Here is a 16296-nt window from a genome sequence, read left to right as displayed (position 1 = left end):
CCAGAGCGCTAGAGCGCGAGCGCCGCGTCGTGCTTGTCGTCGTGTTCCTCGTCACGCTGATCGTCACGAACGGTGAGGACCGGAACATGACTCGACCGCAAAACCGTTTCCGCAACGCTGCCGATCAAATGCCGGCGCACGCCACGCGGCCCATGCGCCCCCATGACGATGAGATCCGCTTCGAATGCCTGGGCCGCCTGCATGAGGGCGTCCGGGATGCTCGCGCCGTGCGCATCAATTATCTGAGTAATGCAGCGTACCCCGCTGCGCTCGCACAAGTCGCGCACATGATCGAGTTGCCAGTGCGCGCCCGCATCGGCCGCTTGTTCTCCGATAACTCCCACGAGATCGCAAACGTCGTGCGAGACAACGCACGCCACCATCAACGTTGCATCCACCGCTTGCGCCAGCTTGAGCGCCTCTTCAAGCGCGAGGCTCGCGCTGACGCTGCCGTCGAGCGCTACCAGAATTCGTTTGTACATGACCGGCTCTCCGGATGTCGTTCAAGCTTCAGTGTCCGCGTGCAGGCCCGCCGGTCAATTGATCCACATCAATTCACGCGGCCGGGGGTGGGCGGCGAAAATCACGTCCGAAGCGCACGGTATGATCCGCACAACCTCAGCGGCGCACCTTTAGCTCTTTCCCGGAGACCCTATGTCCGCGCCACGGCGTAACACGGCATCGCAGCGCAGCGCCGGTCGACAGACCCGCGTGACCGGCACAGTTGGCATTGTCGGCGCGCTCCTTCTCACCGCGAGCGCAGCCTTCGTGACACTCACGCGCAAGGGCACGAAGACCGCGAAGGCCACGGCGCTGGCTTCAACGCGGCTTGACGAAGCGCGGCTGCTTGGCATCATCCGGTCGTCGATGGAAGCGATCATTACCATCGACGAAAACCAGCGTATCGTCATGTTCAATCCAATGGCAGAACGTCTGTTCGACTGCCCGGCGGCCAACGCGCTCGGTACCCCCCTTGCCCGCTTCGTTCCCGAGCGCTTTCGCGCCGGTCACGAAGCGCATGTGCGCCAGTTCGGCGTTACCGGCGTGTCCGACCGGCAAATGGGCGGGCGGCGCATACTGTATGGCCTGCGCGCGAGCGGCGGCGAGTTCCCGTTCGAAGCATCGATTTCTCAATTCGGCGATGAAAACGGCAAGCTTTACACGGTGATGCTGCGTGACATCAGCGCGCAAATCGACGCTGAACGCTCGCTGCAGCGCTCGCACGAGGAACTGCGGGAGCTCTCCGCGAATCTGCTGAATATCCGCGAGGAAGAAAAATCCCGTATTGCAAGGGAATTGCATGACGACCTGGGCCAGCAATTGACCGCGCTGAAAATGGATATATCCTCGCTCGAACTTAGCCCTGGAACAGACGTTGAGGCGCGCGCACACTTGCGCGGCATGCAGCGCCTGATTGACGCAACTGTCGCCTCGATGCGCCGGATAGCCGCCGATCTGCGCCCAGTGATGCTCGATGACCTGGGCCTGGTCCCGGCCATCGACTGGCTGGCGATCGACTTTACGAACCGCTACGGTATTGACGTCGAGCGGCGGATCGACGCGAGGCACACCATTTTCAGCCGCGACGGTGCGACCGCCGTGTTCCGGATCGTGCAGGAAGCGCTGACCAACGTGGCGCGCCATGCGCAAGCTACCCGTGTGGATCTCGCGTTGTATCTGGAAGGTGACCGCTGCATCCTGCGCATTGCCGACGACGGCATAGGCGCCCATGAGCGTGCCGACGCCGGGCGCAAGTCGTTTGGCCTTATCGGCATTCGCGAGCGGGCGCACGGGCTGGACGGGTCGGTGTCAATCGAATCCGGCATCGGACAAGGGTTCGCTGTGACCGTTACATTTCCACTGGCGACCTTGCAACAGGACGAGCCTTTCTCCGACAATCCCGAAAACACCGAGGAAGAACCGCTGCAATGACCCGAGTATTGATCGCCGATGACCACGCCCTCGTGCGTGACGGGCTACGCCATATCCTGCTCAGCGCGAACGGCCTTGAAGTCGCTGGTGAAGCCAGCGACGGCGCTACCACCATGGCGATGATCCGCGCCACGCCGGCGGACGTGCTGGTCCTCGACCTGTCCATGCCCGGCAGGAACGGCGTCGAACTGCTCAAGCAGATCAAGGACGAGAAACCGGCGCTGCGCATCCTGGTCCTGACAATGCATGCTGAACAGCAATACGCGGTACGTGCGTTCAAGGCGGGGGCATCGGGTTATCTGACCAAGGAAAGCGCGAGCGCCGAACTGGTCACGGCGGTGAGCAAGGTCGCGGCGGGCGGCGTGTACGTGAGCCTCGCCATGGCCGAGCGGCTAGCACAAAGCCTGAACGAACCAGCCGACGACCTGCCGCACCGGCGTCTTTCCGACCGCGAATTCGAAGTATTCCGGCGGATCGCCGCGGGTGAAACGATCACGCAGATCGCCCAGGCGCTGTCGGTGAGCGCCAAGACTGTCAGCACGTACAAAACTCGCATCCTCGAAAAAATGCAGATGCCGCACGACACCGCACTGGTCCGCTACGCCATGCGCCACAAGCTCTTCGACGACGACTGCGACGCCTGACGGGTCCAATAAGCGCGAAATAGCCTGAATACCCCCGCCCAATACGCAAGCATCAAGCGTGTAGTCCGATCCCTACAGCCCTTCCCAAACCCCTACATCATGTCTGGCCGCTCGCCCATTTTATTTTGAGATAGCCGCGATCATACTTTGGCGCATGAACTCAAACGGTTGCGCGCCATGCTGAAGATCTTCCTTGTCGACGACTCAAGCCCTGTGCGCCGCCGCCTCTCTGCGCTGATTGGCGCGCTGGCCGGTGTGGTGATCGTGGGCGAGTCGGAAGAAGCGGACACGGCGCTGGGGTGCATCCGCATGACCCGCGCCGATCTCGTGATCGTTGACCCGCATCTGGCGGGTGGCAACGGCATGGACATCGTTGAATCGCTGGCGCGTGCCACGCCGCCCATCCTGACCATGGTGTTGACCAATCATTCGGGCCCGGCGTTTCGTGCCGCGTGCCAGCGCGCCGGCGCCCGCTATTTCTTCGACAAGACCTGCGAATACGAACTAGCCCGCGACACGATTCAGCAACTGGCGGATGCGCCCCGCCCCGAGCCAACATCCTGCGAGCCGGTATGACCGCCTTTCAGTCGATCAGTGCCCGATCCGCACAGCTCGTCAATTCATCTATTCAGTGATCGTCCGACTCTTCTGGAGACAGGCATGACCTCAGCTACCGCTTATGCGCCCGCATGTAAGGCCGCTTATGCGCCCACTTACGCACCGGCCGCTTCAACGACCGCGAATCGTCTCGCTTATATGGCGCGTTCCGCCACCACGAGCCTGCCACCACCGGGCGCACTCGCGAGCACGAGCTGCTCCGGCTGTTCGTTGCACTCCATCTGCATGCCGGCTCATCTGAGCGCGACGGAGCTGGCACGGCTCGACGCCATTGTCTGCTCCACGCGGCTTGTACGACGCGGCGAGACGCTATACCGCGCCGGCGATAAATTCAAAAGCATCTACGCCGTGCGTGTCGGCTGCTTCAAGACAGTCATCACGCATCGCGACGGCCACGAGCAGGTCACCGGGTTTCATATTGCGGGTGAACCGCTCGGACTCGACGGCGTGTGCTCCGATGAACAGAATTGCGATGCGATCGCGCTCGAGGACAGCAAGGTGTGTGTCATCCCGTTCGACTTGCTGGAGGACCTTTGCCACGACGTAAAGGCCATGCAGCAGCATGTGCATCGCATGATGAGCGGCGAGATCGTGCGCGAATCCGGCCTCATGATGATGCTCGGCACCATGACCGCGCAGCAGCGCGTGGCTGCGTTCCTGCTCAATTTGTCGTCGAGGATGAAAACGCGGGGCTACTCTTCCGCGGAATTCAACCTGCGGATGACGCGTGAAGAGATTGGCAGCTATCTCGGGCTGAAACTCGAGACCGTAAGCCGGATGTTCTCCAAGCTGCAGCAAGCAGGGGTGATCGATACAAACGGCAAGCAGGTACACATTCTCGACAGCGAGAAGCTCGCCGGGGTTTGATCGAAGCGAACGGACATGCCCATAGAGTACCTGCGAGGTTTCGCCAGGCCGGAGCGCACCGACCGGAACAACCGGCGCCTTGGACGCTGGCTTGCGTTTATAGCAGGCGCGGCCAACGCTGGCGGTTTTCTTGCCGTCGGGCAGTACACCTCGCATATGTCGGGGATCGTGTCGGCACTCGCCGATAACCTCGCGGTAGGCGACCTTGGCCTCGTCGTCGCCGGATTGAGTTCACTCGCGGCGTTCATGACCGGCGCGGCCACTTCCGCAATCATGATCAACTGGGGCCGGCGCCGGCGGGCACAAAGCGAATACGCGCTGCCGTTGATGCTGGAAGCCGTGCTGCTGCTCTGCTTTGGCCTGCTCGGTTCGAATCTGGAAAACAACCGGTTCCTGTTCGTGCCCGCGACGGTAGGCTTGCTTTGCTACGTCATGGGCCTGCAGAACGCGATCATCACGAAGATCTCCAAAGCAGAGATCCGCACCACGCATATGACCGGCATCGTCACGGATATCGGCATCGAGATCGGCAAGCTTTTTTACTGGAACGTGTCCGAGTCCGGGCCCGGAGTTACCGCTGTCAGGGCGGACCGATCGAGGCTCCGGCTCCTGGTCTCACTGCTCGGCATGTTTTTTATTGGCGGCCTCGCAGGCGCGCTGGGTTTCAAGTACGTGGGGTTCATATCGACCCTGCCGTTGTCGGCCATGCTGGTCGTACTGGCAGTCGTGCCACTGGTGGACGATCTGGTTGGCCAGCGTAGGTGAAGCAACGGCACTGACCTGCTTGCTTGACTTGCATCAATGAGATATCCACTGGACATCCCATAGTCAGATAACGGCGGCGCTTTTTCGACCAGCGCAGCCGGCGCACTTCCTGTTGCGCGATCGGGTCATCAAGAGCCCTTCATCAAGAACCCTTCCCCAAGCGACGATCCCTGTTGGCTCGCCGATCTCATGATCCATGACTAAAGCGAGGAGACCATGTCTACCATCGAATCCACCCCTCTCGTCCCTGCCCAGGGCATTCCTCCGGCAGGCCGCACCGCGATTGAAAGCATGGACGCTTACCGCGCGCTCGTGGCTGAGGCGGGCCAGGATCACGAAGCTTTCTGGGCACGTCTTGCGCGCGAACATCTGACCTGGCGCCGTCCGTTCACGCAGATTCTCAACGACCGGGACGCGCCGTTCTACAAGTGGTTCGAAGACGGCGAACTGAATGCGTCGTACAACTGCCTCGACCGCAATCTGGCCAGCGGCAATGCGAACAAGACCGCGATCATCTTCGAGTCCGACGACGGCCGAGTCTCGACCGTCACATATCAGGCGTTGTATCACAGGGTATGCCGGCTCGCGAATGCGCTGCGGGCGCGCGGCGTGAAGAAAGGCGACCGCGTAGTCATCTATCTGCCGATGTCAGTCGAAGGTGTTGTCGCGATGCAGGCCTGCGCGCGCATCGGCGCACCGCATTGCGTCGTATTCGGTGGCTTTTCCGCGAAGTCGCTGCATGAGCGCATAACGAACGTTGGCGCGGTAGCAATCATTACCGCGGACGAGCAGGTTCGCGCCGGCAAGACGCTGCCGCTGAAAAGCATTGTGGACGAGGCGCTTGCCATGGGCGGCACCGACGCCGTGAAGACCGTCGTCATCTACCGGCGCACGGGTGGCCGGATTCCATGGATCGGCGGTCGCGACGCCTGGCTGCACGAGCTTGAGAATGAACAGCCGGACACCTGCGAGCCCGAATGGGTGAGCGCCGAGCATCCGCTGTTCGTGTTGTATACGTCAGGGTCGACCGGCGCGCCGAAGGGCGTGCAGCACAGTACGGGAGGTTATCTGCTGTGGGCCGCGGTCACCATGAAGTGGACCTTCGATATCAAGCCCGACGATGTCTTCTGGTGTACCGCGGACATCGGCTGGATCACGGGGCATACGTACATCTGCTACGGACCGACCGCCGTTGGCGCGACCCAGATTATTTTCGAAGGCGTGCCGACGTACCCGAACGCCGGCCGCTTCTGGGACATGATCGAGCGCCACAAGGCGACGATTTTCTACACCGCGCCGACTGCCATCCGGTCACTCATCAAGAGCGCTGAAGCGGATCGGGCAGTGCATCCGGCAAGCTTCAACCTGAGTACGTTGCGCATCCTCGGCACGGTCGGCGAACCCATCAATCCGAGCGCGTGGAACTGGTATTCGGAGCATGTTGGCGGTGGTAAGTGCCCCGTACTGGACACGTTCTGGCAGACCGAAACAGGCGGACACATGATCACTCCGTTGCCGGGCGTTACCCCGCTTGTTGCCGGCTCCTGCACGCTGCCGCTGCCCGGCATAGATGCCGCGATCGTCGATGAAACCGGTCACGAGGTCCCGAACGGGCAAGGCGGCGTGCTGGTCATCCGCAAGCCCTGGCCGTCGATGATCCGCACTGTGTGGGGCAACCCGGAGCGCTTTCGCAAGGGCTATTACCCCGACGAACTGGGGGGCACCCTGTATCTCGCTGGAGATGGCGCGATTCGCGACGCCGACACCGGCTATTTCACGATTACCGGGCGCGTTGACGATGTGCTGAATGTATCGGGTCACCGCATGGGCACGATGGAAATCGAGTCGGCGCTGGCAGCCTGCCCGCTGGTCGCGGAGGCAGCAGTTGTGGGTCGCCCCGACGAGACGTTCGGCGAAGCCATCGTCGCATTCGTCGTGTTGAAAGGCCCGCGTCCTACCGGTACCGACGTGAAGCGCGTAGCCGACGAGTTGCGCGCATGGGTCGGCAAGGAGATCGGTCCGATTGCAAAACCGAAGGAGATCCGCTTCGGCGACGCCATGCCAAAAACGCGTTCCGGCAAGGTCGTGCGCCGGATGTTGCGCTCGGTCGCGAAGGGTGAATCGATCTCGCAAGACACCTCGACCGTTGAAAATCCGCAGGTGATCGCGCAGTTCGCCGACCCGGCTTAACGAGCGCATATAGAGAACGTTCAACCCTAAGCTTGCGTTGCGCGGCCGTTGCTTCGTCCAGACTGCCGCGCGACAGATTTTGTTTCCTTCAGGAGACCTCATCATGAACTTCAAGACACCCAATCCCGCGTCGCTCGGGCTCGCCGGATTTGCTCTGACAACCTGGCTGCTCAGCATGATCAACGCTGGCTGGTTCACAGGCGATTCAATGGGCATGGTGCTCGCCGTCGCCTTCGCTTACGGCGGAACAGCACAGGCATTAGCCGGGCTCATGGAGATACCGCGCGGCAACACGTTCGGCGCCACCGCTTTCCTCAGCTACGGGGCATTCTGGTGGTCGCTCGCGCTTTTTGTGCTGTTCCTGCACGACAAGGTGCCGGCTGCCTTTATCGGCTGGTATTTGTTCCTGTGGGGCGTATTCACGCTGTATATGTGGGTCGCGACATGGCGCTCGGCGCGTGCGCTGCAATTGGTGTTCTTCGTCCTTTGGATCACCTTTTTCGTGCTGGCCGCAAGCGAATGGACCGGTCTCGTGTGGCTGCATCACGCAGGCGGCTATTGCGGTCTAGTCACTGCAGCGCTGGCGTTCTATCTGTCCGCAGCCGAAATCATCAACGAGACGCACGGGCGCAGCGTACTGCCCGTGGGGACAGCCGGCGCGGCGATCGTCGGGTCGGTATCGGTTGATTCAGCCGGGAACCTTCAACGAAGCTGATCGACAGGTGACGGCGCCGCACAAGGTCTTGTGCGGCGTCGTTGCAACGGAGCGCGTCGCAGTCATTGCACTGTCCGATTACGCTGTCCTGTCGAATAACGGGCTGGTTCGAGCGCCCGGAATTACCGCGAATGCGCCTCATCAACGGTTGATAAAGATCAAGGGTTTCCACCCCTCAGACGATAAAGTTGATTCGAGCACGCGCCGTTCTTTTGCGGTCCCTCACGTGCACTTCACTTTCACGACAAGTCACCGGGCGCATGCGCCGCTCCCGTTTCATGGGCGGGAATACAGTCTGTCTGAAGGAATCAAATTGAACACTCGCCCGCCGGTCGCCACCATTGACAACCCTCCCCCATCGGACGGCGTGGAGAAGGCAGGTCCTGTTGAGCCGCTGTCAAGCCTTGCTGGCCAGGTAAGCGTCGAGCCCGTGTCCTCGGCCCATGTTGGTGGATCTCAGGGCCGCGTAGTCGCGGTACGGGGTGCGATCGTGGATGTCGCGTTCGACCACGCTGCGTTGCCGCTCATCGAAGAATCGCTTTCCATCCTCACCGATCGCGGAGTGCCGATCATCGCGGAAGTGCAGGCTCATCTGGACGAATACACGGTGCGCGCGCTGGCGTTGCAGTCGACCGACGGGCTGAATCGCGGGACGGCCGTGCGTGCATCTGGCGGCCCGATCCTCGTGCCGGTGGGTGAAGCCATGCTCGGACGTCTGATCGATGTCACCGGCACGCCGGGAGACCGCGGAGCGCCCTTCGCCGACGACGTCCCCCGCCGCCCGATTCATCGCGCCCCGCCGCCGTTCGCATCGCAGAGCGCGGCCACCGAGATCTTCTGGACCGGGATCAAGGTCATCGATTTATTGACCCCGCTTGCGCAGGGCGGCAAGGCCGCGACCTTCGGCGGCGCCGGCGTGGGTAAGACCGTGCTCGTCATGGAGCTCATTCATGCAATGGTCGAACGTTATAAAGGCATCTCGGTGTTCGCGGGGGTCGGCGAGCGTTCGAGGGAAGGCCACGAGATGCTGCTCGACATGCGCAACTCCGGCGTGCTGCCGCGAACCGTGCTGGTCTATGGCCAGATGAACGAGCCGCCCGGCGCGCGCTGGCGGGTGCCGCTGACTGCGCTCACCGTCGCGGAATACTTTCGCGATGAACGTCATCAGAACGTGCTGCTGCTGATGGACAACGTCTTTCGGTTCGTCCAGGCAGGCGCGGAAGTCTCAGGACTGCTTGGACGGCTGCCCTCGCGGGTTGGCTATCAGCCCACGCTCGCAAGCGAAGTGGCCGCGCTGCAGGAGCGCATTGTGTCGGTAGGCGGCGTGTCAGTTACTGCGATCGAGGCGGTCTACGTTCCGGCGGACGACTTCACCGACCCGGCCGTGACGACCATCGCGGCGCATGTAGACAGCATGATCGTCCTGTCGCGTTCGATGGCCGCCGAGGGCATGTATCCCGCCATCGATCCGATCGCTTCATCGTCCATCCTGCTCGACCCGGCTTTCGTCGGCGACGAGCACGCGGCGATCGCCATTGAGGTGCGCAAGACCATCGAACATTATCGGGAACTGCAGGACGTGATCTCGTTGCTCGGCGTCGAGGAACTCGGCGTGGACGATCGTCGCATCGTTGGGCGCGCCCGCCGCCTGCAGCGCTTCCTGAGCCAGCCGTTCACCGTCACGGAGGCGTTTACAGGCGTGCCCGGCCGCTCGGTGGCGGTCGCCGATACCATCGCCGGCTGCAAGGCGATCCTCGCCGGTGACTGCGACGCCTGGCAGGAAAGCTCGCTCTACATGATCGGCACTCTCGATGAAGCCCGCGCTCGCGAAGCGGCCTCGTCAACGCCGCCTGCGGCTGAGGCTAAACCCGCGGCGGAGCATGTCGGATCATGAGTACGCTCCTGCATCTGACTATCGCCACGCCGGCGCGCGTGCTGTTCGACAGCACAGAAGTCGTCGCGTTGCGCGCTGAGGACGCTACCGGCAGTTTCGGCATTCTGCCCGGCCACGCGGCGTTCCTGACCGTGCTTGCACCGTCCGTGCTGCGCTGGCACGGCGCCGACGGCGTCGAACAATTTTGCGCCGTGAAGGAAGGCGTGTTGCGCGTGTCGGACGGACAGGAGATATCGATTGCGTGCCGCGAAGGTGTGATGGGCGCGAGCGGCACATCGCTTGAAGTGATCGAGGCGCAAGTCGATGCCGCGCGGGCGGCACAGCTCGATGCAGTGCGGCGTGCCCGCGTAGACGAAACCCGTCTCCATGCACAAGCCGTGCGGCAGTTGCTGCGCTATCTGCGCCCGGGCGCGAGACCGACGGACGGAGCAGGACCGTGACTCAGCCCTTCGATCCCAAGCGCGACGCCGACCTTGACGGGGATACTGACAAGAACTCTGACGCCGACCGCATGGCGCGCGCCGCGCGGCAAGCCGTGCAGCGCGAACGCCAGGCGAAGGAAGAGCCGGAACCATCGCTCGGCAGCCGTCTCGGTCAGATCGGCATTCTCGGCTGGACCATCGTCGTGCCAACGCTGCTCGGGCTCGTCATTGGCCACTGGCTCGACCGGCACTTCCACACCGGCGTGTTTTTCTCAGCGCCGCTACTCATGGTCGGTGCGGCCGTCGGACTGTGGTCTGCATGGAAATGGATGCATCGTCAAACCCGGAGAGATCGGCAATGACCTATCACTTACCGCTCGCAGCCCAGATCGTGATTGGTGTGAGTGTCGGCCTCGCGGCCGGCGCTATCCACTTCTCGACCTTGCGCTGGAATGTCCAGCTGTTGATTTCCGGTACGCCGGCCAAGGCACTCGCCCTGCAACTGCTACGTCTCGCAGGCGTGGTCGTTCTATTCGGTGTCCTGGCGAAACTCGGCGTGTGGCCGCTGTTATGCGGCGCTGCCGGTTTGTTGCTGGCGCGCAGCGTCATCCTGCGACGCGTCCAGGTCACGCCATGATTGCCTCGCCGCTCGTCACCGCCACGCTGTTCCATATTGGGCCGATCGACGTATCGGCGCCGGTCGTGGTGACATGGGTCATCATGGCGTTGCTTGGCGGCGGCGCTGCCTGGTACACGCGTCGCTTGTCGCTCACGCCATCGAAAATGCAGACGGTGCTCGAACTGGTGGTCAGCACCATAGACGTCCAGATTCGCGACACCATGCAAGCCGAGCCCGAGCGTTATCGCTCGCTGGTGGGCACGCTCTTTCTGTTTATCCTGGTCAGCAACTGGTCGTCGCTGCTGCCGGGTGTCGAGCCCCCCACGGCGCATGTAGAAACCGACGCCGCGCTGGCCCTGATCGTATTCTGCGCGACCATTTTCTACGGTGTCCGCACGCGCGGCCTGGGCCGTTACCTCGCTACCTTCGCCGAACCCACCTGGATCATGATCCCGCTCAATGTGATCGAGCAGATCACGCGGACTTTCTCGCTGGTCGTGCGTCTGTTCGGCAACGTGATGAGCGGCGTTTTCGTCGTCGGCATCGTGCTGTCGCTCGCGGGACTGCTGGTGCCTATTCCGCTGATGGCGCTGGACCTCCTGACCGGCGCGGTGCAGGCGTACATCTTCACGGTTCTCGCGATGGTATTCATTGGCGCCGCGCTAGCCGAAAACTCCACAAAAACTTCCAGCAAAGAGGCAGGCCAGCAATGAACAATCTGATCCAGGTAGTGAGCATTCTCGCAGCAGCGCTTGCGGTCTCGTTCGGCGCAATCGGACCCGCGCTCGGCGAAGGCCGCGCGGTTGCCGCCGCCATGGACGCGCTCGCGCGACAGCCGGAATCGGCGGGCACAATTTCGCGCACGCTGTTCGTCGGCTTGGCAATGATCGAGACCATGGCGATCTACTGCCTGGTGATCGCCCTGCTCGTGCTGTTCGCCAATCCGTTCGTGAAGTGAGCGCGCACTGATCATGCATATCGACTGGTGGACTCTCCTGCTGCAGACCGTCAACGCGCTGGTGCTCGTCTGGTTGCTGGCGCGCTTTCTGTTCCGGCCGGTGGCGAAGATCGTGGCGGAGCGCCAGCATGCAGCCGCGGCGCTGATGGCCGATGCCGCCGCAGCCAAAGCCGCAGCGCTCGACGAACAGCAAAAGGCCGCCGCGAACAGTGCTGAACTTGCCGCGCAACGCGCGCATCTGCTTGAAGCGGCAACGGCCGAAGCTGCGCAGCTCAAGACGTCGCTTGAGAACGCGGCACGCATCGAGACGGAACAGATGCACACGGCGGCGCAAACCGCGATCGACGCCAGCCGCCGCGAGGCCGCCGCGGCCGACTCCGATCGCGCGTCGCAATTCGCACTCGATATCACCGCGCGGCTGCTCGATCGCCTGCCCGCCGAGGCGCGGATCGCGGGCTTCATCGATGGACTGGCACGTGAGCTTGGCGCGCTGCCCGAGGCTACCCGGGCACAACTGACCGGCGACGGCGAAGAGGTCCACCTGATCGTGCCTCGCGCCCTCACCGACGATGAATTGGCAGCATGTCAAACCGCGTTTACGCACGCGCTCGGCCACCCGTTGAAGATTGAGGTCACAGTCGATCCCACCGTGATCGCGGGACTTGAACTGGAGGCGCCGCATGCACTCGTGCGCAACAGTTTTCGCCACGATCTCGCCGGCCTGAAAACGGAGCTCCTTAGCTCATGACACTCATCCGGTCCGAACTCGCTGCAGGAGACAACGACTGGCTCGCCAGCAGCCGCGCCGCTCTCGCCCGCGCTCAGTTTTCCTCGCAGGCTGAAACCGTCGGGCGCGTTGAACATGTGGCCGACGGCATCGCCTCCGTCTCGGGACTGCCCGATGTGCGCTTGAACGAACTGCTGCGCTTCGAGGGCGGCCGGCTCGGCTTTGCACTTACGCTGGACGCCGATGCTATCGGCGCGGTTCTGCTCGACGACGGCGATGCGATTTCCGCTGGTTCCCGCGTCACCGGAACGGGCCAAGTGGTGGAAGTGCCGGTCGGTCCCGGACTGCTCGGGCGCGTGGTCGATCCGCTCGGCAGGCCACTCGATAACGACGAGCCCGTGTCCGCCGAGATGCACTTGCCGATCGAGCGGCCGGCTCCCTCCATCATCGACCGGGATCTGGTCGCGCAGCCGGTTGCCACCGGTATCCTGCTGATCGACGCGTTGTTTGCCATCGGGCGCGGCCAGCGCGAGTTGATCATTGGCGACCGGGCGACCGGCAAGACCTCGATCGCCATCGACACGGTCGTGAATCAGAAGCACTCCGACATGATCTGCGTGTATGTGGCGATCGGTCAGCGTGCTACCGCCGTGCAGCGTGTAATCGACGCCGTGCGCCGCCACGGCGCCCCCGAGCGATGCGTATTCGTGGTCGCATCGGCGGCAGCTTCCCCGGGTTTGCAATGGATCGCGCCGTTCAGCGGTTTCTCCATCGCCGAGTATTTTCGTGACCGCGGGCAACATGCGCTCATCGTGATCGACGACCTGAGCAAGCATGCCGCGACGCATCGCGAACTTGCCCTGCTCACGCGCGAACCGCCCGGCCGCGAAGCGTATCCCGGCGATATCTTCTACCTGCATGCGCGGCTGCTGGAGCGCGCGGCGAAACTGTCCAAGGAATTGGGCGGCGGATCGCTCACCGCGTTGCCGGTCGCGGAGACAGACGCCGGCAATTTATCCGCTTACATTCCCACCAACCTGATCTCGATTACCGATGGGCAGATCATGCTCGACGCCGCGCTTTTCGCCGCCAATCAGCGCCCGGCCGTGGACGTCGGCCTGAGTGTGAGCCGGGTCGGCGGCAAAGCGCAATTGCCCGCGTTGCGCAAGGTATCAGGGCGTTTGCGGCTCGATTATTCGCAATTCCTTGAGCTTGAAATGTTCACGCGTTTTGGCGGCGCGATGGAGCCGAGAGTGAAGGCGCAAGTGGTACGCGGTGAGCGCATTCGCGCATTGATCACGCAGCCGCGTTTTATGCCACTGCGCCCCGTCGATGAAATCGCGCTCCTGGCCGCGCTCGCCGACGGCGTGTTTGACTCGCTGCCAGTCGGCTGCATCGCGACGGTTCGCACCCGTCTTGCAGCGCATCTGGATGCTCACGGCGGCCCTGCGGCGAGCGCTACGCTCGTTGTCACAGGGACGCTAGATGAAGCCACGCTGAGTGGACTAGTCACGGCCGTACGCGATCTCGCAGTACAAGTAAGCGCGGCACCTGAGGCTGAGGCCAAGCAGGAAACCAAACCCGAGGCCACTTCAACATGAGCAATAAACTCAGCGAAGTTCAGGCACGCATGAACGGCGTACACGGGCTTGAATCCGTGGTCGGTGCAATGCGTGGTATCGCTGCAGCACGCTCGCGTGAAGCGCGCAGCCGGCTGGACGGCATTCGGGCCTGCGCGCGGATAGTCAGCGCGGCGATTGGCGACGCGCTGCTGCTGATCGACGATCCGGCGTCGCAAGAAACCGCAAGCGCGGGCGGCAAGCGCGATATGGCCATGGTGATCGTCCTGTGCGCGCAACAGGGTTTTGTCGGCACGTTCAACGAGCATGTGATCGATACGGCGCTTGCATCGAGTACCGGGGCTGCGCGCGCTTCGTCAACGGAATACCTGCTGCTCGGCGACCGCGGGATCGTAGCGGCGACGGAACGCGGGCTGAACGTCGGCTGGTCCGCGCCCATGATCACCCATGCCGGCGAGGTGCCTGCACTCGCCGATCGCCTCACCGGTGTTTTGTTCCAGCGCCTGGTCGCCGGGCGGACGACCAGCGTGAGCGTGATCCACGCAACGCCGAACCCGACGGCCACCGTCCAGACCGTGGAGCAGACCCTGTTGCCGTTCGACTACGGGCGCTTCTCAGCTACGTCATTGGCTACGTCGTCGGCTGCGTCATCGGCGAATGCGCGTCGCAACCCGCCGCTCATTAACCTCGCGCCGCAGCGGCTGTTATCGCAGCTTGCGCAGGAATACATCTTCGCGCAGCTTTGCGAGGCCATCATGTTGTCGTTCGCCGCAGAAAACGAAGCACGCATGAGGGCGATGATCGCTGCACGCACGAACGTGCACGACAAGCTCGAAGCATTGACCGGCGACTTTCGCCGGCTGAGGCAAGAGGAGATTACGTCGGAGATCGTGGAGCTTTCCGCAGGAAGCATCGCCGCCGGCAGACCTTCACAAAAACCGCGTTCACGCAGCCGGCCCGGCTCCGCCCCCTCCTTCTGACAGCACTCAGCCATCATGGACGAACCATCCCAGGAATACGATGCAGAGGGCCGCGATCCGGTGATCGGCCCGACCAAACCCCATTTGCTCGGCGTGCTGGGGCCAGGCCTCATCACAGGCGCCTCCGACGACGACCCTAGCGGCATCGCTACCTACAGTCAGGTGGGCGCGGCCTTCGGCTATGGACTGTCGTGGACGCTGTTGTTCAGCTACCCGCTGATGGTCGCCATCCAGATGATCAGCGCCCGCATCGGGCGCACGACAGGACACGGCATAGCAGGTGTGCTGCGTCTGCACTACTCCACGTGGCTGCTGCAGTGGATCGTCGTGCTTCTGCTGATTGCGAATATCGTCAATCTGGGTGCGGACCTGGGTGCCATGGCCGATGCCCTTGCACTATTGCTGCCCGGTCCCAAGTGGCTCTACGTGCTGCTGTTCTCGGTGATCTGCGTCGCGATGCAGCTCTTGCTGCAATACTCCCGCTATGTGGCGGTGCTGAAGTGGTTCACGCTGTCGTTGTTTGCGTATTTCGCCGTGCTGGCGGTGGCCCACGTAAATTGGGGCCAACTCGCCAGCAACTTGTTCGTGCCGCGTCCGGTGTGGACATCGGCCTATCTCACTGCCGTCGTGGCAGTGTTCGGCACGACCATCAGCCCCTACCTTTTCTTCTGGCAATCCGGTGAGGAAGTCGAGGACATGCGCGTGCATCCGCGGCGACTCGATCTATTCGACTCACCCGAACAAGGTCCCAAGGCGCTGCGTCGTATTGAGGTCGACACGCTTGCCGGCATGGGATTGTCGAACCTGGTAGCGCTTGCCATCCTGGCGACCACGGCGGCGACCCTCCACGCGGGTGGTATTGTCGATATTGAAACGTCGGCGCAGGCGGCCCAGGCTCTGAGGCCCATAGCCGGCCCGTTCGCCGCGCTGTTTTTCACGGTCGGGCTGATCGGAACCGGCTTGCTGGCCGTGCCTGTTCTTGCCGGGTCGGCGGCGTATGCGATTGGTGAAGCGCGGGACTGGCCGGTGGGCTTCACCCGCAAAATGCAGGAAGCGAAGGCCTTTTACGCGACCATCGCAGTGGCTACGCTGATCGGCATGGTCATTAACTTCACATCGATCAACCCGATCAAGGCACTCTACTGGAGCGCGGTGCTCAACGGCGTAGTCGCCGTGCCGGTGATGTTCGTGATGATGAAAATAGTGTGCCGTCCGGACATCATGGGAAAGTTTGCGGCCAAGGGCTGGCTGCGGGGGCTGGGCTGGATGGCGACGGCGGTCATGCTGGTGATCTCGGTGGGCATGGTGGTTACCTCGATCTGACGTTGCGCCGCCGTGTCGCCGTGGGCGCGCGGATTGCTCATAGCCGCGAGCTGCTGGCTCGC

The 16296-nt window shown here is 62.8% G+C and carries 17 protein-coding genes and 1 pseudogene; 17 read left to right on the top strand and 1 reads right to left on the bottom strand.

Annotated features, from left to right (window positions below; genetic code table 11):
• Positions 1-8: 8 nt before the first annotated feature.
• A complete protein-coding gene (locus tag SBC1_RS25240; RefSeq protein WP_165093885.1) occupies positions 9-482 on the bottom strand; it encodes a universal stress protein in 474 nt (157 codons plus the stop codon).
• Positions 483-639: 157 nt separating this feature from the next.
• On the opposite strand from SBC1_RS25240, the pseudogene SBC1_RS25235 reads away from it, so the two are divergent.
• From SBC1_RS25235 to SBC1_RS25155, 17 genes and pseudogenes are all read left to right on the top strand, one after another.
• A pseudogene (locus SBC1_RS25235) lies at positions 640-1932 on the top strand (histidine kinase); the annotation flags it as partial.
• Positions 1929-2576 (top strand): response regulator transcription factor, encoded by a 648-nt coding sequence (locus SBC1_RS25230; protein WP_031359413.1) that lies wholly within the window; start codon positions 1929-1931, stop codon positions 2574-2576. The pseudogene SBC1_RS25235 and the gene SBC1_RS25230, both read left to right, overlap by 4 nt.
• Before the next feature lie 177 nt (positions 2577-2753).
• The gene (locus SBC1_RS25225) at positions 2754-3152 is read left to right on the top strand and encodes a response regulator (protein ID WP_165093891.1); all 399 of its coding nucleotides are present in this window, start codon (positions 2754-2756) and stop codon (positions 3150-3152) included.
• Positions 3153-3236: 84 nt separating this feature from the next.
• The gene (fnr, locus tag SBC1_RS25220) at positions 3237-4061 is read left to right on the top strand and encodes a fumarate/nitrate reduction transcriptional regulator Fnr (protein WP_370469648.1); all 825 of its coding nucleotides are present in this window, start codon (positions 3237-3239) and stop codon (positions 4059-4061) included.
• Positions 4062-4076: 15 nt separating this feature from the next.
• Entirely contained in the window at positions 4077-4826 is a 750-nt protein-coding gene (locus SBC1_RS25215) for a YoaK family protein (RefSeq protein ID WP_165093896.1), read from the top strand.
• 216 nt (positions 4827-5042) lie between these two features.
• Positions 5043-7016 carry an acetate--CoA ligase gene (gene acs / locus SBC1_RS25210; RefSeq protein WP_165093899.1) on the top strand — a complete coding sequence of 658 codons (1974 nt, stop codon included), beginning with the start codon at positions 5043-5045 and terminating at the stop codon, positions 7014-7016.
• 103 nt (positions 7017-7119) lie between these two features.
• Complete coding sequence (locus SBC1_RS25205) at positions 7120-7731, top strand: acetate uptake transporter family protein (protein ID WP_165093902.1); 612 nt, start codon at positions 7120-7122, stop codon at positions 7729-7731.
• Positions 7732-8161: 430 nt separating this feature from the next.
• Positions 8162-9625: a F0F1 ATP synthase subunit beta gene (gene atpD / locus SBC1_RS25200; RefSeq protein WP_165101182.1), complete on the top strand. Its 1464-nt coding sequence runs from the start codon at positions 8162-8164 to the stop codon at positions 9623-9625.
• Entirely contained in the window at positions 9622-10065 is a 444-nt protein-coding gene (locus SBC1_RS25195) for a F0F1 ATP synthase subunit epsilon (protein WP_165093905.1), read from the top strand. The genes atpD and SBC1_RS25195 overlap by 4 nt, the downstream gene beginning before the upstream one ends.
• A 71-nt stretch (positions 10066-10136) precedes the next feature.
• Entirely contained in the window at positions 10137-10409 is a 273-nt protein-coding gene (locus SBC1_RS25190; protein ID WP_165101186.1) for an AtpZ/AtpI family protein, read from the top strand.
• The gene (locus SBC1_RS25185) at positions 10406-10684 is read left to right on the top strand and encodes an ATP synthase subunit I (RefSeq protein WP_241202197.1); all 279 of its coding nucleotides are present in this window, start codon (positions 10406-10408) and stop codon (positions 10682-10684) included. The genes SBC1_RS25190 and SBC1_RS25185 overlap by 4 nt, the downstream gene beginning before the upstream one ends.
• Positions 10681-11379 (top strand): F0F1 ATP synthase subunit A, encoded by a 699-nt coding sequence (locus SBC1_RS25180; RefSeq protein ID WP_165093911.1) that lies wholly within the window; start codon positions 10681-10683, stop codon positions 11377-11379. The genes SBC1_RS25185 and SBC1_RS25180 overlap by 4 nt, the downstream gene beginning before the upstream one ends.
• The gene (locus tag SBC1_RS25175) at positions 11376-11624 is read left to right on the top strand and encodes a F0F1 ATP synthase subunit C (RefSeq protein ID WP_031359402.1); all 249 of its coding nucleotides are present in this window, start codon (positions 11376-11378) and stop codon (positions 11622-11624) included. The genes SBC1_RS25180 and SBC1_RS25175 overlap by 4 nt, the downstream gene beginning before the upstream one ends.
• Positions 11625-11637: 13 nt before the next feature.
• Positions 11638-12372, top strand: a complete 735-nt coding sequence (locus tag SBC1_RS25170; RefSeq protein WP_165093916.1) for a F0F1 ATP synthase subunit delta — start codon at positions 11638-11640, stop codon at positions 12370-12372.
• Entirely contained in the window at positions 12369-13952 is a 1584-nt protein-coding gene (locus SBC1_RS25165; RefSeq protein ID WP_165093921.1) for a F0F1 ATP synthase subunit alpha, read from the top strand. The genes SBC1_RS25170 and SBC1_RS25165 overlap by 4 nt, the downstream gene beginning before the upstream one ends.
• Positions 13949-14911 (top strand): F0F1 ATP synthase subunit gamma, encoded by a 963-nt coding sequence (locus SBC1_RS25160; RefSeq protein ID WP_165093926.1) that lies wholly within the window; start codon positions 13949-13951, stop codon positions 14909-14911. The genes SBC1_RS25165 and SBC1_RS25160 overlap by 4 nt, the downstream gene beginning before the upstream one ends.
• Positions 14912-14926: 15 nt before the next feature.
• Positions 14927-16234 carry an NRAMP family divalent metal transporter gene (locus SBC1_RS25155; RefSeq protein WP_165093929.1) on the top strand — a complete coding sequence of 436 codons (1308 nt, stop codon included), beginning with the start codon at positions 14927-14929 and terminating at the stop codon, positions 16232-16234.
• Positions 16235-16296: the final 62 nt, after the last annotated feature.

It is taken from the genome of Caballeronia sp. SBC1 (genome assembly GCF_011493005.1).
Taxonomy (GTDB): Bacteria; Pseudomonadota; Gammaproteobacteria; order Burkholderiales; family Burkholderiaceae; genus Caballeronia.
This window is presented reverse-complemented; position numbering and strand designations above follow the sequence as displayed.